Here is a 19,360-nt window from a genome sequence, read left to right on the forward strand (position 1 = left end):
AGGCGGCATGGAAATCTATCAGATCCGCGCCTTCGTCACGGTCGCCCGGCTGGGCAACCTGACGCGGGCCGCCGAAGCGCTGTCGCTGACCCAGCCGGCCGTGACCGCGCAGATCAAGGCGCTGGAGCAAAGCCTGGGCGTGGCGCTGTTCGACCGCAGCGGGGGGCGGCTGGCGCTGGCCAAGGCCGGCGAGATGCTGCTGCCCACCGCCGAATCGCTGCTGGTGCTGGGCGCACAATTCAAATCCGAGGCGCAACAGTTGCAGGGCAGCCTGCAGGGCGCGGTCGAACTGGGCCTGCCCAGCGAGAAACCGGACTTCCTGCGATTGGGCGAGTTGGCCGCGGCCATTACGCAACGATTGCCGCTGGTCGAGCTGAAGACCCAGACGCTGCCCACCGCGGTGCTGGCCGAACAGGTCAGCACCGGCCGGCTGCCGGCGGCGCTGACCATTGCCGCGCATCCACCGCGCGGCGTGCTCTGGATGCCGCTGCGCAGCGTGCGCTATCGCATCGCGCTACCGCGCGAGCACGCCGCGGTGCTCAAACGTGGCGGCTGGCGCGAAGTGGCGCAATTGCCGTGGCTGGACGGCCCCGCCGGCAGCCACACCCATCTGTTGTTGCGCGACATGTTCGAGCGCCACGGGCTGTCGCCGCGCGTGGCCATGCAGAACGACGACCAGGCCAACCTGGAAGCGCTGGTGCGGGCCGGCGCCGGCTGCGCGCTGTTGCGCGAGGAAACGGCGCTGGCCGGCGCGGCCTCGGGCGACTTCATGGTGTGGGGCCAGGCCCGCGCCGATGCGCTGCTGGGCTTCATCCTGCCTTACGAACGCGCTAGCGAGCCCGCGCTGGTCGCGTTAAGCTCGATCATTCAAGCCATCTGGAAGCCGCGCGCCCCGGTCGCGTCCGATCCGCCCGCCGTCGCGCCCTTCCCCACCGAATCGACACCCCAATGACTGAAATCTGGTTCATCCGCCACGGCGAAACCGACTGGAATCGCCAGCGCCGCCTGCAGGGCTGGCAAGACATCCCCCTGAACGAATTCGGCCGCAACCAGGCAGGCCTGCTGGCCTCGCGCCTGCGCGAAGAGGCCCGCAGCACGCCGATCGACGCCATTTACAGCAGCGACCTGCAGCGCGCCCACGCCACCGCCACGCCGGTGTCGGAACAACTGGATCTGCGCGTGCGGATCGAACCCGGCATCCGCGAACGCGGTTTCGGCGTGCTGGAGGGGCTGGACCTGGAACGCATCGACGTGCTGGCGCCCGAAGCCGCTTCCGCCTGGCGCAGCCGCGATCCCCTGCGCGCGCTGGACGGCGGCGAGACACTGGGCCAGTTCCAGTCGCGCGTGATTTCAACCGTGGACGACATCGCCGGCCGCCATGAGGGCGAGCGCATCCTGCTGTTCACCCACGGCGGCGTGCTGGACATCATCTGGCGCCATGCCAGCGGCGTGCCGTTGAACGCGCCGCGCGACGCGGCGCTGCTGAATGTCAGCATCAATCGCGTCGGCGTGCGCGGCCGCCAGTGGCAAGTGCTGGATTGGGGCGACGTGGACCACGTGGCCGCGGAAGTCGGCGACGACGTGGTGCCGTGATGGCCTGCGCGCCGGCTCAGCCGGCCTTGTCCGCTTTGCGCGGCTTGCGCGGCGCGTTGCGCGCCAGCCGGTCGTAGACCACGTTGGGCAGCAGGCGCATCAGCTTCGCCACCACACCCATCTGCCACGGGATCACCGTGTAGGACGTGCCGCGCCCGATGGCCGCATGGGCGCGCTGCGCGAACTTGTCGGCGTCCATCAGGAACGGCATCTTGTACGGGTTGTGGGCCGTCATCGCGGTCCTGATGTAGCCCGGCGCGATGGTGACGACGCGGATGCCGTCGCCCGCCAGTTCCAGCCGCAGGCTTTCGCAGTAGGTCACCACCGCCGATTTCGAGGCGCTGTAGGCGCCCGCGCCCGGCAACCCCCGCACGCCGGCGACGCTGGCGATGCCCACCAGCCGGCCGCCACCGGCCGCGCGCATCGGCTCGACAAACGGCTCGAAGGTGGCCACCGTCGCCAACAGGTTGGTATCGACGATGGCCTTGAAAACGTCGTAGTCCTCGTGCTGCCCGGTCAGCGTGCCGGCGCTGATGCCGGCACTGGCGATGACCACGTCCACCCGCCCTTGGCAGAAGGCAATGAAATCCCGCGCGGCGGCATGCAGCGCCTGGCGATCGCACACGTCCACGGCGTAGCAGCGGTGCTGGCCGGGCAGGCTGGCGGCCAATTCGCGCAGCGCGTCCTCGCGCCGGCCCAGCAGGCCGAGCGTGGCGCCGCTGGCGGCGTAGCGCTGCGCCAGGGCGCGGCCCAGGCCGCTGCTGGCGCCGGTGATGAATACTCTGTCCATGGAGGCTGGCCCCGGGTCGGATGAAAAGGGCGGAGCCTCCCGGATGAGAGGCTCCGCCCGCTATGCTACAGGAACGCCGGAGCGCGGCTTACAGGAAGATCAGCGCGAAGATCGCCGCCACCAGCGCCCATTTGGACAGGTAGTACAGCGGCTTGCTCTTCTTCTTGAGCGCCTTGCCGAAACGGCGCACGGCATAGACCACGCCGAAGATGCGGTTGATGCCGCCAGTGGCGTCGCCTTCCTGGTTGGGCGCGGCCGCCGCGCGCAACAGGAAACCGCCGACCACGCGGTTGAACGCCTGGGCCCAGCGGTAACGCATGGGGCGCTCGACGTCCGCGAACAGGATGATCCGGTTCTGGTCGGTCTTGTTCTCGGCGTAGTGGATGAAGGTCTCGTCGAACACCACCGCCTCGCCGTCGCGCCAGTGGTATTCCTGGCCATCGACATTGATGTAGCAGTCCGGACTGTTCGGCGTGATCAGGCCCATGTGAAAGCGCAACGAACCGGCGTAGGGATCACGGTGGCGCGGCAGGCGGCTGCCGGGCGGCAGCGAGGCGAACATCGCCGCCTTGATGGTCGGGATGCCCGCCAGCAGCTTGGTGGTGACCGGGCAGAGGGCCTCGGCCGAGGGATGGTCCGCGTCGTACCACTTCAGGTAGAAGCGCTTCCAACCCGTCTTGAAGAACGAGTTGAAACCCGCGTCGTTGTACTTGTCCGAGGCCTTGATGTGGCCGTCCCCGTAGAGGTTGACGGCCTCGGCCCGGATGTCCTCGCAGTGGTCCAGCAAGACCTTCAATTCAGGGAATTGATCCAGGTCGAGATAGGGCTTGTTGGGCACGCCGGAGAACGCGTACATGAAACAGTTCAGCGGGGCGGTGAAGGTGGAGTGATCCAACGCCTGCCGCGAGAACCGGTGTCGTATGCGGCCACGGTAGTGGACGACCGTGGCGCACACGATGAACAACGCCAGAATGAACCACTTCATTCTTTTGTCCTTGACTCACTTGAAGCGCGCCCCCTGCGCGCCCAAGCACTATTTGTCCAACAAAGACTATTTGTCCAACAAAGACGCGTGAAGTTCCTGCAGCGGATAGACCTGCAGGCCGAGGCCTTGACGCAGGTACTGCATGCCTTCGACGGCCGCGCGGGCGCCGGCGATGGTGGTGAAGAAGGTCACGCGCGCGGCCAGCGCCTGCGTCCGGATGGTACGCGAGTCGACGATGGCGTTGCGGCGCTCTTCGACCGTGTTGATGACCAGCGCGATCTCGCCGTTCTTGACCATGTCGACGATGTGCGGACGGCCTTCGGTGACCTTGTTGACCAGTTGCACCGGAATGCCGGCCGCTTCGATCTCGGCCGCGGTGCCACGGGTGGCGACCAGCTTGAAGCCCAGGGCGTGCAGGCCGCGCGCCACTTCCACGGCGCGGGGCTTGTCCTGGTTCTTCACGCTGATGAACACCGTGCCGGATTCCGGCAGGCGCACGCCGGCGGCCAGCTGCGACTTGACGAAGGCTTCGCCGAAGCTGGTGCCCACGCCCATGACTTCGCCGGTCGACTTCATTTCCGGACCCAGGATGGTGTCCACGCCCGGGAACTTGACGAACGGGAACACGGCTTCCTTGACCGAGAAGTAAGGCGGCACGACTTCGCGGGTGATGCCCTGGGCCGCCAGCGTCTGGCCGGCCATGGCGCGCGCGGCGATCTTGGCCAGTTGCAGGCCGGTGGCCTTGGACACGTAGGGCACCGTACGCGAGGCGCGCGGGTTCACTTCCAGCACATAGACGTCGCCGCCCTGGATGGCGAACTGCACGTTCATCAGGCCGCTGACGTTCAGGGCCTTGGCCATCATGGAGGTCTGGCGCTTGATCTCGGCGATGACGTCTGCCGACAGCGAGTACGGTGGCAGGCTGCAGGCGGAGTCGCCCGAGTGCACGCCGGCCTGCTCGATGTGTTCCATGACGCCGCCGATGAAGACGGTTTCGCCGTCGGCCAGGCAGTCGACGTCGACTTCGGTGGCGTTGTTCAGGAAGCGGTCCAGCAGCACCGGCGAGTCATTGCTGACCTTGACGGCCTCGCGCATGTAGCGTTCGAGGTCCTGCTGCTCGTGCACGATTTCCATGGCGCGGCCGCCCAGCACGTAGCTGGGACGCACCACCAGGGGGTAGCCGATTTCGGCGGCATGGGCCAGGGCCTCGGCTTCGGTGCGGGCCGTGCGGTTGGGCGGCTGGCGCAGGCCGAGCTTGTTCAGCAGCTTCTGGAAGCGCTCGCGGTCTTCGGCGATGTCGATGGATTCGGGGCTGGTGCCGATGATCGGCACGCCGTTGGCTTCCAGCGCGCGCGCCAGCTTCAGCGGGGTCTGGCCGCCGTACTGGACGATCATGCCGACCGGGTTTTCCTTGTGGACGATTTCCAGCACGTCCTCGAGCGTCAGCGGCTCGAAGTACAGGCGATCGGAGGTGTCGTAGTCGGTCGAGACGGTTTCCGGGTTGCAGTTGACCATGATGGTCTCGTACCCGTCGTCGCGCAGCGCCAGCGCGGCATGCACGCAGCAGTAGTCGAACTCGATGCCCTGGCCGATGCGGTTCGGGCCACCGCCCAGCACTATGATCTTCTTGCGGTCGGTGGGCGCGGCTTCGCACTCTTCCTCGTAGGTCGAGTACATGTAGGCCGTGCGGGTGGCGAATTCGGCGGCGCAGGTGTCCACGCGCTTGTAGACCGGACGCACGTTCAGCTGGTGACGCAGCTTGCGCACCTCGGATTCGACGGTGTCCAGCAGGAATGCCAGGCGGCGGTCGGAGAAACCGCGGCGCTTCAGTTCCCACAGCGTGGCCTGGTCCAGGTCGGACAGCGTCTTCTGTTCGAGCGCCAGCTCGATATCGACGATTTCCTTGATCTGCGACAGGAACCACGGGTCGATGTGCGTGATGTTGTGCACTTCGTCCAGCGAGAAGCCCTGAGCGAAGGCATCGCCCACGTACCAGATGCGTTCCGGACCGGGTTCGCCCAGCTCGACCTGCAGCTTTTCGCGGTCGGAGGTCTTCTGGTTCAGGCCGTCGACGCCGACTTCCAGACCGCGCAGCGCCTTCTGGAACGATTCCTGGAAGGTGCGGCCGATGGCCATGACTTCACCCACGGACTTCATCTGGGTGGTCAGGCGTGCGTCGGCGGTGGGGAATTTCTCGAAGGCGAAACGCGGCACCTTGGTGACCACGTAGTCGATCGACGGTTCGAACGAGGCGGGCGTGGCGCCGCCGGTGATTTCGTTCTTGAGCTCGTCCAGCGTGTAGCCCACGGCCAGGCGCGCGGCGACCTTGGCGATGGGGAACCCCGTGGCCTTGGACGCCAGCGCCGACGAACGCGACACGCGCGGGTTCATCTCGATGACGATCATGCGGCCGTTCTTGGGGTTGACCGCGAACTGCACGTTCGAGCCGCCCGTGTCCACGCCGATCTCGCGCAACACCGCGATCGATGCGTTACGCATGATCTGGTATTCCTTGTCGGTCAGCGTCTGGGCCGGCGCCACGGTGATGGAGTCACCGGTGTGCACGCCCATGGGGTCCAGGTTCTCGATGGAGCAGACGATGATGCAGTTGTCCGCCTTGTCGCGAACCACTTCCATCTCGAATTCCTTCCAGCCCAGCAGCGACTCTTCGATCAGCAGTTCGCTGGTGGGCGAGGCTTCCAGGCCGCGGCGGCAGATGGTTTCGAATTCTTCGGCGTTGTAGGCGATGCCGCCGCCCGAGCCGCCCATGGTGAAGCTGGGGCGGATCACGGCGGGGAAACCCGAGGTGCCGACTTCCGCGGCGATGCGGCGCTGCACTTCCCAGGCTTCGTCCATGCTGTGGGCGACGCCCGACTTGGCCGATTCCAGGCCGATGTCGGTCATGGCCTGCTTGAACTTCTGGCGGTCCTCGGCCTTTTCGATGGCGTGCTCGTTGGCGCCGATCAGTTCGACGTTGTGCTTTTTCAGCACGCCGTGGTGGGCCAGGTCGAGCGCGCAGTTCAGCGCGGTCTGGCCGCCCATGGTGGGCAGCAGCGCATCGGGTTTTTCACGCTCGATGATCTTTTCGACGGCTTGCCAGGTGATGGGCTCGATGTAGGTGACGTCGGCCGTTTCCGGGTCCGTCATGATGGTGGCGGGGTTGCTGTTCACCAGGATGGTGCGGTAACCCTCGGCTTTGAGCGCCTTGCACGCTTGCGCGCCGGAATAGTCGAATTCGCAGGCCTGCCCGATGATGATGGGGCCGGCGCCGATGATGAGAATGCTTTTTAGGTCTGTACGCTTGGGCATGATGCAATCTTTACTTTTGGCCGGACATCAGGCTGATGAACTTGTCGAACAGCTCCAGGATGTCGTGCGGACCGGGGCTGGCTTCGGGGTGGCCCTGGAAGCAGAAGGCCGGACGGTCGGTGAGCTCGAAGCCCTGCAGCGTGCCGTCGAACAGCGAGACATGCGTGACGCGCGCATTGGCCGGCAGGCTGGCGGCGTCGACCGCGAAACCGTGGTTCTGGCTGGTGATGAAGACGCGCTTGGAGGCCAGGTCCTGCACCGGGTGGTTGGCGCCGTGGTGGCCGGTCTTCATCTTGAGCGTCTTGCCGCCCACCGCCAGGCCCATGATCTGGTGGCCCAGGCAGATGCCGAACACCGGCAGCTTCTTGTCCAGGAACACGCGGGTGGCGTCGATGGCGTAGTCGCAGGGCTCGGGGTCGCCGGGGCCGTTGGACAGGAACACGCCATCGGGGTTGAGCTTGAGGACGTCCTCGGCGCTGGTCTCGGCCGGCACCAGCGTCAGGCGGCAGCCGCGGTCGGCCAGCAGGCGCAGGATGTTGGACTTGATGCCGAAGTCGTAGGCCACGACATGGAACCTGGACTGCTCGGGCTGGGTGTAGCCTTCGCCCAGTTGCCAGGTGCCTTGGGTCCAGGTGGTGCTGGACTTGATCGAGACGACCTTGGCCAGGTCCTGGCCGGCCATGCCGGCGAAGCCTTGCGCCAGTTCGACGGCGCGCTCGGCGTCGGTGCCGACGAAGATGCAGGCGCCCTGGGCGCCCTTTTCACGCAGGATGCGGGTCAGCTTGCGGGTGTCGACGCCGGAAATGGCGACGATGCCCTGTTCGGACAGGTATTCGGGCAGCGATTGCGTGGAACGGAAGTTCGACACGCGGGCGGGACAGTCGCGCACCACCAGGCCGGCGGCGTAGACACGGTTGGCTTCGACGTCCTCGGCGTTGACGCCGGTGTTGCCGATGTGCGGATAGGTCAGCGTGACGATCTGGCCGCTATAGCTGGGATCGGTGAGAATTTCCTGGTACCCGGTCATCGCGGTGTTGAACACCACTTCGGCGACGGTATGGCCAGGCGCACCGATCGACACGCCTCGAAAAATGGTACCGTCCGCCAGAGCCAGAATTGCAGGAGGGAAGCGGTTGATCCCCTCGGGAAAGAGTTGCGGCAGCACAGTAAACCCCGGTTTTAGAATCGATAATCAAACCTTGGAATTATACCTTGAGCGGGCGTTTTTCCCGGGGAACCGCGCCAAATAAGGCTGAGATCGGAGATTTCAGGTGCCGCGCCCGTCCATCCGCGCCCTGCCGCCGCCATACCAACGGTGACAGCGCCGCCGCCACGGCGGTGATACGCTAAGACACCTTCAACCCCGATGTTGCGAGCCGTATTGCCCATGCCCAGCCAACTTGACGCCCTGCGCAATCACACCACCGTTGTCGCCGACACCGGCGATTTCGAAGCGATGAAGGCGCTGCGTCCCACCGACGCCACCACCAATCCGTCCCTGATTCTCAAGGCCGTGCAGCAGGATGCCTACCGCCCGCTGCTCGAAAAGACCGCCCGCGACCACCGCGGCGCCCCCACCCCCGAACTGATGGACCGCCTGCTGGTCGCCTTCGGCCGCGCCATCCTGGACATCGTGCCCGGCCGCGTCTCGACCGAGGTGGACGCGCGTCTGTCGTTCGACACCCGCGCCACCATCGAGCGCGCGCGCGCCTTGATCGCGCTGTATGAAGCCGCTGGCGTGCCGCGCGAACGCGTGCTGATCAAGATCGCTTCCACCTGGGAAGGCATCCAGGCCGCCCGCGCGCTGCAGGCCGAGGGCGTGCGCTGCAACCTGACGCTGCTGTTCTCGCTGCCGCAGGCGGTAGCCTGCGCCGACGCCCAGGCGCAGTTGATCTCGCCCTTCGTCGGCCGCATCTACGACTGGCACAAGAAGGCGGCCGGAGCCGCATGGGTCGAGGCCGACCATGCCGGCGCGCGCGACCCCGGCGTGCAGTCGGTGACCCGCATCTACCAGTACTACAAGCGTTTCGGCATCGCCACCGAGATCATGGGCGCGAGCTTTCGAAACGTCGGCCAGATCCTCGCGCTGTCGGGCTGCGACCTGCTGACCATCAGTCCCGAGCTGCTGACCCAGCTGGCGCAGACCGAAGGCGACGCGCCGCCGCAACTGCGCGCCGACGCGGTGGGAAGCGACATCGCCCGCGTCGCCTCGGACGAAGTGGCCTTCCGCACCCAGCTCAACGACGACGCCATGGCCAGCGACAAGCTGGCCGAGGGCATCCGCGCCTTCGTGGCCGATGCCATCAAGCTGGACGCGCTGATCGAGGCGCAGCGCGCCTGACCGGCCCGGCCGGGCCACGCCCGGGCGGGCCTTCAGCGATGGTCGTGCGAATGCACCTGCAACGCTTCCAGGAAGCGTGACACCATGTTGTAGGCGGCGACCGTGGCGGTCAGCTCGACGATCAGTTTTTCCGACCCCATGGCGGCGCGCGCCGCCTGGAACACAGGCTCGGGCACCTGCACCTGGCGCGTCATGGCGTCGGTGTAGGCCAGCACCGCGCGTTCGCGTTCGCTGAACAGCGTCGACGCCTCCCAGTCCGGCAAGGCATCCAGCTGGGCCTGCGACACGCCCTCTTTCAGCGCGATCGGCGCGTGCTGGTCGGCTTCGTAGGGCGCGCCATTGACCGCCGCCACCCGCATGATCACCAGTTCGCGGATATCGCCCGGCAGGGTCGACAACTGGCGGATGGAAGTCAGGTAGTTGAGCCAGCCGCCGGCTACCGCCGGGCTGTGCAGCAGCATCTGGTACAGATGCAGCACGCTGCCGCGCTCGGCGACGATACGTTCGACCAACGGCCGCGCCTCGGGATGGGACAGATCGGCGTAGGGAAGACGTGCCATGAAAACTCCATAGGGATGAAAACGAAGATCCTAAGGCCGGCCAAGGCCAAAAGACCGGGGCGCTGCAACTGCACACATTCGCAAGAACTTTGACATAATGACAGAACATTGCGCACCTCCAGGACCCGCCTAGAATGAATGCGCCTCCCCAGTCGCATCCACCTGTCACGCTCGCCAACTGCGATAGCGAACCGATCCACGTGCCGGGTGCCATCCAGCCCCTGGGCGTGCTGTTGGCGTTCGACAGCGCGGGCGTACTGCGCTATGCCAGCGAGGATGCGCCGCAGGCCCTGGGCGTGCCGCTGGCGCTGGGCCACCGCTGCGCGCCGGGCACCCTGCCGCCCGAACTCGCGCACCTGCTGCCGGGCTGGCTGGCCAGCGCCGACCCGGTCTTCGACCCGCTCGCCATCACGCTCGGCGCGCATACCTACGACGTCATCGCCCATCGCAACACCGACGCGCTGACGCTGATCGAACTGGAACGCCGCGGCGACGCCACCGGCATTGCCGAGCCCGCGCGCATCTATCGCGGCATCGAACGGATCCGGTCGCAGCGCGACATCGCCTCCCTGCTCGACCACACCGTCCAGGCGGTGCAGCGCGCCACCGGCTTCGACCGGGTCATGGCGTACCGCTTCCATCCCGACGACAGCGGCGAAATCGTGGCCGAGCGGCGCGGCGACGCCACCCTGGAAGACTGGGTCGGCCGCCGCTATCCGGCCGGCGACATTCCGGCCCAGGCGCGCCGCCTCTACACGGTGAACACGCTGCGCCAGATCGCCGACGGCCAGTACCAGCCGGTGCGCGTGCTGGGCGAGGACGGGCCGGCGCATGCGCCGCTGGACCTGAGTTTTTCAGTGCTGCGCAGCGTCTCGCCGGTACACCTGGAATACATGGCAAACATGGGGGTGCGCGCTTCCATGAGCCTGTCGCTGGTGCTGGGTGGCCGGCTGTGGGGCATGATCGCCTGCCATCACCATGCGCCGCGCCATATCCCCTATTCGGCCCGGCTGGCCTGCGAAGCGCTGGCGCAGGTACTGTCGGCGGCGCTGGCCAATATCGAAGGCCGTGAACGCGCCGAACAGGCGCGCCGCAGCGCCGCGCTGGTCAGCCGCCTGGCCGAACGCGTATCGAAATCCGAAAACGTGCACCAGGCCTTGTCCGGCACGCCGGACACGCCCGCCGCGCTGGTGCCCAACGACGCCGCGCTGTGCCTGTGGGGCAACAGCGTGACGGTGTTCGGCGGCATCGCGCCGCGCGGCGAACTGGCCGGCATCCTGTGCGCGCTGGACCAGAGCGGCCAGCGGCTGGTGCACACCGACAATATCGCCCGCGACTACCCCGGCCTGCAGACCGACCTGGTGCCCTACGCCGGCCTGCTGGCCTGCAAGTTCGACCCCATGAACAACGGCTGGCTGATCTGGCTGCGGCGCGAGCAGGTCGAGACCTTGGTCTGGGGCGGCAAGCCCGAGAAGCAATATGCCGTGGGCACCCTCGGCCCGCGCCTGACGCCGCGCGGTTCGTTCGAGGCCTGGCGCGAGGTCGTGCGCGACACCAGCGCGCCGTGGCTGCCGCCCGAACTGGAAACGGTCGACAACCTGCGCGACGAGCTGTCGCATATCGCCACCAGCCGCGCCGCCGACGTCGACCGCGCCCGCACCGCCCTGCTGGCCATGCTGGGCCACGATCTGCGCGACCCGCTGCAATCCATCTCGATGGCGGCCACACTGCTGTCCAAGACCGATTCCGGCGCCCGCATGGGCGAACGCATCCGCTATTCGAGCGGCCGCATGCAGCGGCTGATCTCGCAGGTGCTGGACCTGTCGCGGCTGCAAGGGGGCATGGGGCTGGGCATCGAGAAGCGCCAATGCCAGTTGTCCGAATTGCTCAACGGCCTGATCGACGAAAAGCGCCAGGCCTATCCGGGGCTGCTGATCGAACCGGAGATCGCGCCCGGGCTGCGCCTGATGGCCGACACCGACCGCATCGCCCAGGTGGTCACCAACCTGATGAGCAACGCGCGCCAGCATGGCGCGCCGCGCATGCCGATCCGCGTGACGGCCCGGCTGGCGGACGATACCATCGAACTGGTCGTGGCCAATCACGGCGCGCCGATTCCCGACGACGTCATGGCGCACCTGTTCTCGCCCTTCAAGCCGGAATCGCTGGGCCAATCGCGCAACCGCACCGGCCTGGGGCTGGGCCTGTATATTGCCGAGCAAGTGGTACGCGACCATGATGGCGACATCGCCGTCGCCTGCCGCGACGGCCTGGTCATTTTCACAGTCACTCTGCCGCGCGGATTGGACGCGCCGCAGGCCCCCTGAATCCTGGAGACATCATTTGAACGAAGCGCGCGCGTTACGCGTCCTGCTGGTCGACGACAATGAAATGGGCTCGGAACTGCTGGCCGAATTCCTGGCCATGTCCGGGCTGGAGACGCGCTGCGCCGGTAACGGCGAGGACGCGCTGGCACAGGCCGCGGACTTCGAACCCCAGGCGGTCCTGGTGGACATCCTGCTGCCCGACATGGATGGTTATGAGCTGGCGCGGCAGCTGCGCGCGCGCAACGCCGGCGCCCGCATCTACGCCCTGAGCGGCCTGGCACGCCACGAGCGGCACCAGGATGCGGCCAGCCTGTTCGACGACTGGATCGAAAAGCCCGCCGATCCGGATGCGTTGCTGACCGTGCTGCGGCAAGCCGGCTGAGGCCGCCGATGCTCGCCATCTCCCCTCATTCCGCCCTGGTCGCGCAGGGCGTGCGTTTCAAAGTGCTGGCGCAAATCTTCCCGGTCCTGCGGCACGAGGCCATCTCGCCGCTGTCCAACGCCACCGTGGCGGCCGCCATGCTGCGCCAGGCACCCGAAAACGCCGATGCCGAGGCCTTGCGGCAGCGCACCCAGCGCCTGGCGGGCGAACTGCAGCAAATGCTGGAGGACAGCGTGGCGGAGATCCGCGGCCTGGACCAGTGGCTTGACGACAACGGCGCCACTCAGCCCGCCGCGGCGCTGCTGCGGGAATGCCGCAAGCTGTTGTTTTCGCAGTTGATGTGGTCCAAACGCGGGGTCCGCTGGCCGGAGACGCCCGCGCCGGTCGAGCTGCCGGCCTTCGACGCGCGCTATCTGCTCATGGCCTGCGTGCTGTGCCTGCTGCCCTGGCTGCCGGAAGGCGCCGAGCTGGAACTGGACGCCGCCGACCCGGTCGCCTGGCACTTCCGCCTGCCCCCCGCGGCGCAGGCGCCGGCGGCAGCGGGCCTGTTCACTCCGGCTGACATCGAGGCGCTGGCCAGCGAGGCGGGCTGGCGCCTGGAGCGTCAGGCGCACTGCTGGTCGCTGCGCCTGCCCGCCGCCACCGGCCGGGAACCCGCATGATCTCCCCCGTGCACCAGGTGCTGCGCGACGGCACCCGCGAGCGCCACGAAACCCTGGACCAGGGGCTGGCGTTGAGCGACGCCGATCTCGATCAGACTCGCTATCTGGCCTATCTGCGCGCCCTGCTGGGCTGGCTCGAACCGGTGGAACGGCCATTGTGGCGGCTGCCGTGGCCGGCGGGCCTGCAGGCTGCGACCCGGGCCGGCAAGAGCGCGCTGATCCGCGCCGACCTGCTGGCCGCTGGCGATGCATCGCCGGCGCCGCAATGCCTCGACGTGCCCGTGCCCCGGGCGGCCGACGCCTATGCGCTGGGCGTGGCCTACGTGGTGGAAGGATCGCAATTGGGCGGCCGCTTCCTGGCCAAGCGGCTGCAAGACGCCGTGCCGCCGCTGCCGCTGCGCTACCTGCGCGGCTATGGCGACGACACCGGCACGTTGTGGAAGGCGTTCCTGGCCTGCCTGGACGACTGCGCCCGCGGCCAGGAAGCGCAAGCCCTGCGCGGCGCCCAGGACGCCTTCGACAGCCTCACCGCCTGGCTGCGGGCGCAGCGCGCGCTGCGGGCCTGAACGGCGGGCGGCGCTCAGAGCTTCTCGGTCTCGCCCGATTTGGGCTGCCACTTCATCAGCCGCTTTTCGCCCACGCCGACGATGTAGTCCAGCACCAGCGCGAACGCGGTCAGCACCACGATGCCCGCGAACACGGTGTTCACGTCGAAGGTGCCCTCGGCTTGCAGGATCAGGTAGCCCACGCCGCTGGCCGAGCCCAGGTATTCACCCACCACCGCGCCCACGAACGCCAGGCCGACCGAAGTGTGCAGGCTGGAAAACACCCAGCTGGTGGCGGACGGCAGATAGACATGGCGCAGCAGTTGGCGCTTGCGCGCGCCCAGCATGCGGGCATTGTCCAGCAGCGTCGGGCTGACCTCGCGCACGCCCTGGTAGACGTTGAAAAAGACGATGAAGAACACCAGCGTCACCGCCAGCGCCACCTTGGACCAAATGCCGAGTCCGAACCACATGCCGAAAATCGGCGCCAGGATCACGCGCGGCATCGAGTTGGCCGCCTTGATGTAGGGATCGAGAATGGCGCTGGCGCGCGGCGACAATCCCAGCCACAGGCCGAACGCCAGGCCGGCGATGGTACCGATGAAGAAGGCCAGCACCGTTTCGGTGAGCGTGACCCACAGATGGGTGTAGATGTCGGCGTTGGTGACGAACCAGGCCCAGATGCGGCCCCACACTTTGAGGGGTTCGCCGAAAAAGAACGCCACTTTGGGATCGCGCGAGGCAATATGCCAGGCGCCCAGGATGACGACCAGCAGCAGCAACTGCCAGAAGCGCAGGCTGGCGGAACCTGGTTTGAACGACTTGGACATGGTCAGGGCCTGTTCGTGAGTAAGCGGGCGCGGCCTGGATCAGGCATGGGCCTCAGGCCCGCTTCTGTTGTTGGGCATAGCCCTTGAGCACTTCCTCGCGCAGCACGGCCCAGATGGCCGCATGCAATTCGACGAAGCGCAGGTTGTTGCGCACTTCGGCCACGTCGCGCGGACGCGGCAGGTCGATGGCGAATTCGCCGATGGGATGCGTGCCCGGCCCGGCCGACAGCACCACCACGCGGTCGCTCATGGCAATGGCTTCGTCCAGGTCATGGGTGATGAACAGCACCGCCTTGCGCTTGGCCATCCACAGATCGAGCACTTCGTTTTCCATCAGCTGGCGCGTCTGGATGTCGAGCGCCGAGAACGGCTCGTCCATCAGGATGATGTCCGGATCACGGATCAGCGTCTGCGCCAGCATGGCGCGCTTGCGCATGCCGCCCGACATCTGGTGCGGATAGCGGCTTTCGAAACCGCCCAGGCCGACCCGGCGCATCCAGTCGCGGCCGCGCTCGAGCGCCTCGGCACGCGGCACGCCGGCGAAGTCCAGCCCGGCCACCACGTTGTCGAGCGCGCTGCGCCAGGGCAGCAAGGCCTCGCCCTGGAACATGTAGCCGGCGCGCGCATTGATGCCCGACAGCGGCTGGCCGAACACCTTCACCTGGCCCGACGACGGCGTCAGCAGGCCGGCACTGACGTTGAGCAGGGTGGACTTGCCGCAGCCCGTAGGGCCCACCACCGACACGAACTCGCCCGGCGCGATGGCCAGGCTGGTGTCGCTGACGGCGGTGTAGCGCTGCGAGCGGTCATCGCGGGAGACGAAGGTGCAGCTAATGTTTTCCAGCGACAGCGCGGCTTCAGCCATTGGGGTATTTCTCGTTGGCGCGGCGCGCGAAGTCATTGGTCCAGACCTTGGAAGCGTCGATCTTGGCGCTGTCGAAGTCCGCCTGGAAGGCAGCCAGCGCCTTGAGCGCGGTGGCGGCGCCATCCTCGGGGATCAGGCCGTCGGGCGACAGGCCTTGCAGGCTCTTGCGGATGGCCGCCTTGTACACCGCCGGATCGCCCAGCAGATAGGTCTCGGGCACCACCTTGGCGATTTCGTCGGGGCCGGCCTTCTGGATCCACTTGTCGGCGCGCACCATGGCGTTGGTCAGCGCCTGCACCGTGTTGGGATTGGCGTCGATGAACGCCTGCGGCGCATACAGGCAGCCGGCCGGCATGTTGCCGCCGAAGATGTCCTGGGTGTCCTTGAGCGTGCGGGTATCGACGATGATCTGGATGTCGCCCGGCATTTCCAGCATCGACACCACCGGGTCGGTGTTGGAGATGGCGTCGATCTGGCCGCTGCGCAGCGCGGGCACCGCGCCGGCGCCAGCGCCCACGCCGATGATGGAGACGTCCGACGCCTTCAGGCCATGCTTGGCCAGGAAGAAGCTGACCACCATGTTGGTGGACGAGCCCGGCGCGGTCACGCCGATCTTCTTGCCTTTGAGGTCGGCCGGGCCCTTGTAGTTGGGCATGTTCTTCTTGGACACGCCCACGCCGATCATCGGCGCGCGGCCCTGCAGCACGAAGGCGCGGTAGGCCTGGCCCTTGGACTGCATCGACAGCGTGTGCTCGAAGGCGCCCGACACCACGTCGGCGCTGCCGCCCACCACGGCCTGCAGGGCCTTGGAGCCGCCAGCAAAGTCGGCGATGGAGACATCCAGGCCTTCGTCCTTGAAGTAACCGCGGGCCTCGGCGATGGACAGCGGCAGGTAGTAGATCAGCGGCTTGCCGCCCACGGCGATCTGGACCTTGGTCTTTTCCAGCTTCTGGGCGCGCACGATGGCGGGGGCCATGCCCATGACGCCGGCGGCGCCAGCCATCTTGAGCAAATCACGGCGTGTGACTGACATGTGTTGTCTCCTTGGGATCGGGTCTACCAATAGCGCCGGTCTGCGCCAGCTTGTCGATAGCCGCTGAATCATACCCCAGTGATTTCAGGACTTCCTCGGTATGTTCCCCTAATGACGGACCGATCCAGCGTGTGCCGCCCGGGGTCTCGGACAGCTTGGGCACCACCGCCGGCAGCTTGACCGGGCTGCCATCGGCGAAGTGATGCTGCTCGATCATGCGGCGCGCCAGGAACTGCGGATCGGTGAACATGTCGGCCACGCTGTAGATCTTGCCGACCGGCACGTCGGCCGCCTTAAGGGTGTTGAGCGCCTCTTCGATGCCGCGGCCCTCGCACCATTGCTGGATGGCGCCGTCGATTTCCTCGACGCGGCGGGCGCGGCCGTCGTTGCGCACCAGATCCGGGTCGGACGCCAGGTCGCCGCGACCGATGGCCAGCATCAGGCGGTGGAAGATCGCATCGCCGTTGCCGGCGATGACGATGTTCTGGCCGTCGCGTGTGGTGTAGGTATTGGAGGGCACAATGCCCGGCAGCGCGCCGCCGGTGCGCTCGCGCACCACGCCGGCCACATCGTATTCGGGCACCAGGCTTTCCATCATGTTGAAGACGGCCTCGTACAGCGCCACGTCGACCATCTGGCCCTGCCCCGCCTGGCATCCCGCGCCCTGCACGCCATTCCAGCGGCCGCCGGTGGCGTCACGGTGGCGCAGCGCCATCATGGCGCCGATCACGCCGTGCAGCGCGGCGATCGAATCGCCGATCGAGATGCCCACGCGCAGCGGCGGCCGGTCGGGATGGCCCGACACGTAGCGCAGGCCGCCCATCGATTCGCCGATGGCGCCGAAGCCGGGCTGGTCCTTCATCGGGCCGGTCTGGCCGTAGCCGGACAGGCGCACCATGATCAGCGCCGGATTGATGGCGCGCAGTTGTTCATAGCCCAGGCCCCACTTCTCCAGCACGCCGGGGCGGTAGTTCTCGACCACCACGTCGGCATCCAGCGCCAGCCTGTGGGCGATCTCGCGGGCTTCGGGATGCTTCAGGTTGAGGGCGATGGATTGCTTGTTGCGGGCCTGCACTGTCCACCACAGCGAATTGCCTTCGTGCAGGTGGCGCCAGCTGCGGATGGGGTCGCCGCCACCGGTCCCGTCGGGACCATGCGGCGTTTCCACCTTGATGACGTCGGCGCCGAATTCGCCGAAGATACGCGCGGCGAACGGGCCGGCGATGAGCGTGCCGAGTTCCAGGACCTTCAGGCCGGTCAGGGCTGACATGGTGGTTGTCTTCCTCTCGTGGAGGCCGCGCCGCGCGCGGCGGGCCGTTCTTCCAATGCCCGCCGGTACATCGCCGGCGGACTATCGTGGCTGCGTATCAGGTGGTCTTGCGCTCCATCAGCGCCCACGCGATGGTGCCGGCGTCGACATATTCCAGCTCGCTGCCGGCCGGCACGCCCCGCGCCAGGCGCGTGACCCGCAGGCCGCGCTCGCCCAGGGCCTCGCCCAGGAAGTGCGCGGTGGTCTCGCCTTCGGCGGTGAAGTTGGTGGCCAGGATGACCTCCTGCACCACGCCGTCGGTGGCGCGGCGGATGACGCGGTCGAAGTCCAGTTCACGCGGGCCGATGCCCTCCAGCGGCGCGACACGGCCCATCAGTACGTAGTACAGGCCGCGGTAGCCGTGGCTGGACTCGATCATGTTCTGGTCGGCCGGCGTCTCGACGATGCACAGCAGGGAGGGATCGCGCTTGGGATTGGCGCAGGTGGCGCACACGTCCTCTTCGGCGAAGCTGTTACAGCGCGAGCAATGGCGCAGGTCGCGCACCGCGCCCGCCAGCGCGCGGCCGAGCATGTCGGCGCCCTGGGGGTCGTGCTGCAACAGGTGGTAGGCCATGCGCCGCGCGGACCGCACGCCCACGCCGGGCAGGCGCCGCAGCGCTTCGATCAGCGAGACCAGCGGTTCGGGTTCGGGCAGTAGAGGGTCCATGACACGGCGGAAACTTGCGGGCGGCAAAGGCCGCGCCGCCCATTGCGGCGGCGGCCGGTACGTGCGCTCAGAACGGCAGCTTCATGCCCGGGGGCAGCGGCATGCCGGCGGTGACGGACGCCATCTTTTCCTGCGAGGTGGCTTCGGCCTTGCGCAGCGCGTCGTTGAAAGCGGCGGCGACCAGGTCTTCCAGCATGTCCTTGTCGTCGGCCAGCAGCGAGGGATCGATGTCGACGCGCTTGACGTCGTGGCGGCAGGTCATGGTGACCTTGACCAGGCCGCCGCCGGAGGCGCCTTCGACCTGGATCTCGGCCAGCGCGTCCTGCGCCTTCTTCATGTTTTCCTGCATCTGCTGCGCCTGGCGCATCAGGCCGGCCAGTTGTCCTTTCATCATGATGGAGCTTCCTTGAACGAGGGAATGTGGGGATTGCCGGCGCGTTACGCGGCGGCGGAAGGAGGATCGACGTGGCGGATCGAACCGGCCACAACATGGGCGCCGAAGTCGGCCACCAGCGCCTGCACGAAGGGATCGACGGCAACCGCGTCCTCGGCGGCCTGCTGGCGCGCCGCGCGCTCGGCCTGGGCCACGGCGTGGGCGGTGGCTTCACCCACGGCGCCGACGTCCACATCCAGCCGGATGCCCTGTCCGAAGTGTTCGCACAGCACCGTCTGCAGCCGCACGCGGCTTTCGCTTTCGGCCAGCGTCTTGACCGCCACGCGCAGGATGATGGCATCGCCCTGCACGCCGGCCCATTCGCTCTGGCGCGCCAGTTCGGCGGCCAGGCCGGTGACCGGCAGGCGCGCGGCCAGTTCGGGCCAGGCGGCGGCGGTCATGTCGGCCAGACGCGCGCGCGACTGGCGCTTGCGGCCCGGGGCCGCGGCTTCGCGCCGCACGGGCGCGGCCGATGGCACGGGCGCGGCCGATGGCGCGCTGGCCAGGGTTTCGAAATCGTCATCGGGGTCCGACGTGAAGCCGCCATCCGGCACGAAGCCGCCTTCGGCCTCGAACGGGATTTCCTCATCGACCCAGGAAGGCGGGCCGTCGTCATCCGCGGCCGGCGCCACCGCGGCGGCCACGGGCGTCACGGCCAGCGGGGCCGCCTTGGCTGCCGCCGGGGTGACAGCGGCGGGCGGCGGCGTGACGGGCGCCGGCGCCGTCACT

19 protein-coding genes are annotated in these 19,360 nt (G+C 67.7%); 7 read left to right on the plus strand and 12 right to left on the minus strand.

Translation table 11 applies throughout. The annotated features are described in order from the left end of the window. Window positions 1-7 precede the first annotated feature (7 nt). Complete coding sequence (locus tag HV701_RS20635; RefSeq protein WP_175134872.1) at window positions 8-952, plus strand: LysR family transcriptional regulator; 945 nt, start codon at window positions 8-10, stop codon at window positions 950-952. Further along, window positions 949-1,593: a histidine phosphatase family protein gene (locus HV701_RS20640; protein WP_175134873.1), complete on the plus strand. Its 645-nt coding sequence runs from the start codon at window positions 949-951 to the stop codon at window positions 1,591-1,593. Before HV701_RS20635 ends, HV701_RS20640 begins: the two co-directional genes overlap by 4 nt. Window positions 1,594-1,609: 16 nt before the next feature. On the opposite strand, the gene HV701_RS20645 is transcribed toward HV701_RS20640, so the two are convergent. The 4 genes from HV701_RS20645 to carA form a co-directional block, all read right to left on the minus strand. Then, complete coding sequence (locus tag HV701_RS20645; protein ID WP_175134874.1) at window positions 1,610-2,383, minus strand: SDR family oxidoreductase; 774 nt, start codon at window positions 2,381-2,383, stop codon at window positions 1,610-1,612. An 88-nt stretch (window positions 2,384-2,471) separates the two neighbouring features. Then, a complete protein-coding gene (lpxO, locus tag HV701_RS20650) occupies window positions 2,472-3,368 on the minus strand; it encodes a lipid A hydroxylase LpxO (protein ID WP_175134875.1) in 897 nt (298 codons plus the stop codon). 66 nt (window positions 3,369-3,434) lie between these two features. Further along, window positions 3,435-6,677 (minus strand): carbamoyl-phosphate synthase large subunit, encoded by a 3,243-nt coding sequence (gene carB, locus HV701_RS20655; RefSeq protein ID WP_175134876.1) that lies wholly within the window; start codon window positions 6,675-6,677, stop codon window positions 3,435-3,437. Window positions 6,678-6,687: 10 nt separating this feature from the next. Beyond that, window positions 6,688-7,842, minus strand: coding sequence for a glutamine-hydrolyzing carbamoyl-phosphate synthase small subunit (carA, locus tag HV701_RS20660; protein ID WP_175134877.1), 1,155 nt, complete (start codon window positions 7,840-7,842; stop codon window positions 6,688-6,690). Window positions 7,843-8,064: 222 nt separating this feature from the next. Between carA and tal the strand changes: the two genes are divergently transcribed. Continuing rightward, window positions 8,065-9,018, plus strand: a complete 954-nt coding sequence (gene tal, locus HV701_RS20665; RefSeq protein ID WP_175134878.1) for a transaldolase — start codon at window positions 8,065-8,067, stop codon at window positions 9,016-9,018. Window positions 9,019-9,050: 32 nt separating this feature from the next. Here tal and HV701_RS20670 read toward each other — a convergent pair whose 3' ends face one another. Further along, window positions 9,051-9,578, minus strand: coding sequence for a carboxymuconolactone decarboxylase family protein (locus HV701_RS20670; RefSeq protein WP_175134879.1), 528 nt, complete (start codon window positions 9,576-9,578; stop codon window positions 9,051-9,053). A gap of 134 nt (window positions 9,579-9,712) precedes the next feature. Here HV701_RS20670 and HV701_RS20675 point away from each other — a divergent pair, with 134 nt between their 5' ends. The 4 genes from HV701_RS20675 to HV701_RS20690 are packed head-to-tail and all read left to right on the plus strand — an operon-like array spanning window position 9,713 to window position 13,515. Next, entirely contained in the window at window positions 9,713-11,905 is a 2,193-nt protein-coding gene (locus HV701_RS20675) for an ATP-binding protein (protein WP_175134880.1), read from the plus strand. 16 nt (window positions 11,906-11,921) lie between these two features. Then, window positions 11,922-12,287, plus strand: coding sequence for a response regulator (locus HV701_RS20680; RefSeq protein ID WP_175134881.1), 366 nt, complete (start codon window positions 11,922-11,924; stop codon window positions 12,285-12,287). 8 nt (window positions 12,288-12,295) lie between these two features. Further along, a complete protein-coding gene (locus HV701_RS20685) occupies window positions 12,296-12,949 on the plus strand; it encodes a hypothetical protein (protein WP_175134882.1) in 654 nt (217 codons plus the stop codon). After that, complete coding sequence (locus HV701_RS20690; protein ID WP_175134883.1) at window positions 12,946-13,515, plus strand: biliverdin-producing heme oxygenase; 570 nt, start codon at window positions 12,946-12,948, stop codon at window positions 13,513-13,515. The genes HV701_RS20685 and HV701_RS20690 overlap by 4 nt, the downstream gene beginning before the upstream one ends. A 14-nt stretch (window positions 13,516-13,529) precedes the next feature. Here HV701_RS20690 and HV701_RS20695 read toward each other — a convergent pair whose 3' ends face one another. From HV701_RS20695 to HV701_RS20725, 7 genes are all read right to left on the minus strand, one after another. Continuing rightward, window positions 13,530-14,324: an ABC transporter permease gene (locus tag HV701_RS20695; protein ID WP_175134884.1), complete on the minus strand. Its 795-nt coding sequence runs from the start codon at window positions 14,322-14,324 to the stop codon at window positions 13,530-13,532. A 52-nt stretch (window positions 14,325-14,376) separates the two neighbouring features. After that, window positions 14,377-15,189: an ABC transporter ATP-binding protein gene (locus tag HV701_RS20700; RefSeq protein WP_175134885.1), complete on the minus strand. Its 813-nt coding sequence runs from the start codon at window positions 15,187-15,189 to the stop codon at window positions 14,377-14,379. After that, on the minus strand, window positions 15,182-16,222 hold the full coding sequence (locus HV701_RS20705; protein WP_175134886.1) for an ABC transporter substrate-binding protein: 1,041 nt from the start codon (window positions 16,220-16,222) through the stop codon (window positions 15,182-15,184). Before HV701_RS20705 ends, HV701_RS20700 begins: the two co-directional genes overlap by 8 nt. Further along, window positions 16,203-17,492, minus strand: coding sequence for a CaiB/BaiF CoA transferase family protein (locus HV701_RS20710; protein ID WP_175134887.1), 1,290 nt, complete (start codon window positions 17,490-17,492; stop codon window positions 16,203-16,205). Before HV701_RS20710 ends, HV701_RS20705 begins: the two co-directional genes overlap by 20 nt. A gap of 97 nt (window positions 17,493-17,589) precedes the next feature. After that, complete coding sequence (gene recR, locus HV701_RS20715; protein WP_006385499.1) at window positions 17,590-18,198, minus strand: recombination mediator RecR; 609 nt, start codon at window positions 18,196-18,198, stop codon at window positions 17,590-17,592. Between the two features lie 67 nt (window positions 18,199-18,265). Continuing rightward, window positions 18,266-18,592 (minus strand): YbaB/EbfC family nucleoid-associated protein, encoded by a 327-nt coding sequence (locus HV701_RS20720; RefSeq protein WP_175134888.1) that lies wholly within the window; start codon window positions 18,590-18,592, stop codon window positions 18,266-18,268. Window positions 18,593-18,636: 44 nt separating this feature from the next. After that, window positions 18,637-19,360, minus strand: a 724-nt coding sequence (locus tag HV701_RS20725; protein ID WP_276529869.1) for a DNA polymerase III subunit gamma/tau C-terminal domain-containing protein, incomplete at its 5' end; no start/stop codon positions are given.

The organism is Achromobacter pulmonis (assembly GCF_902859765.1).
Taxonomy (GTDB): domain Bacteria; phylum Pseudomonadota; class Gammaproteobacteria; order Burkholderiales; family Burkholderiaceae_B; genus Achromobacter; species Achromobacter pulmonis.

What these genes read in the sequence shown, in the direction of transcription:
- HV701_RS20635 (WP_175134872.1), top strand. Translation starts at nt 8, where the DNA reads ATGGAAATCTATCAGATCCGCGCCTTCGTCACGGTCGCCCGGCTGGGC.
- HV701_RS20640 (WP_175134873.1), top strand. Translation starts at nt 949, where the DNA reads ATGACTGAAATCTGGTTCATCCGCCACGGCGAAACCGACTGGAATCGC.
- HV701_RS20645 (WP_175134874.1), bottom strand. Translation starts at nt 2,383, where the DNA reads ATGGACAGAGTATTCATCACCGGCGCCAGCAGCGGCCTGGGCCGCGCC.
- lpxO (WP_175134875.1), bottom strand. Translation starts at nt 3,368, where the DNA reads ATGAAGTGGTTCATTCTGGCGTTGTTCATCGTGTGCGCCACGGTCGTC.
- carB (WP_175134876.1), bottom strand. Translation starts at nt 6,677, where the DNA reads ATGCCCAAGCGTACAGACCTAAAAAGCATTCTCATCATCGGCGCCGGC.
- tal (WP_175134878.1), top strand. Translation starts at nt 8,065, where the DNA reads ATGCCCAGCCAACTTGACGCCCTGCGCAATCACACCACCGTTGTCGCC.
- HV701_RS20670 (WP_175134879.1), bottom strand. Translation starts at nt 9,578, where the DNA reads ATGGCACGTCTTCCCTACGCCGATCTGTCCCATCCCGAGGCGCGGCCG.
- HV701_RS20675 (WP_175134880.1), top strand. Translation starts at nt 9,713, where the DNA reads ATGAATGCGCCTCCCCAGTCGCATCCACCTGTCACGCTCGCCAACTGC.
- HV701_RS20685 (WP_175134882.1), top strand. Translation starts at nt 12,296, where the DNA reads ATGCTCGCCATCTCCCCTCATTCCGCCCTGGTCGCGCAGGGCGTGCGT.
- HV701_RS20690 (WP_175134883.1), top strand. Translation starts at nt 12,946, where the DNA reads ATGATCTCCCCCGTGCACCAGGTGCTGCGCGACGGCACCCGCGAGCGC.
- HV701_RS20695 (WP_175134884.1), bottom strand. Translation starts at nt 14,324, where the DNA reads ATGTCCAAGTCGTTCAAACCAGGTTCCGCCAGCCTGCGCTTCTGGCAG.
- HV701_RS20700 (WP_175134885.1), bottom strand. Translation starts at nt 15,189, where the DNA reads ATGGCTGAAGCCGCGCTGTCGCTGGAAAACATTAGCTGCACCTTCGTC.
- HV701_RS20705 (WP_175134886.1), bottom strand. Translation starts at nt 16,222, where the DNA reads ATGTCAGTCACACGCCGTGATTTGCTCAAGATGGCTGGCGCCGCCGGC.
- HV701_RS20710 (WP_175134887.1), bottom strand. Translation starts at nt 17,492, where the DNA reads ATGTCAGCCCTGACCGGCCTGAAGGTCCTGGAACTCGGCACGCTCATC.
- recR (WP_006385499.1), bottom strand. Translation starts at nt 18,198, where the DNA reads ATGGACCCTCTACTGCCCGAACCCGAACCGCTGGTCTCGCTGATCGAA.
- HV701_RS20720 (WP_175134888.1), bottom strand. Translation starts at nt 18,592, where the DNA reads ATGATGAAAGGACAACTGGCCGGCCTGATGCGCCAGGCGCAGCAGATG.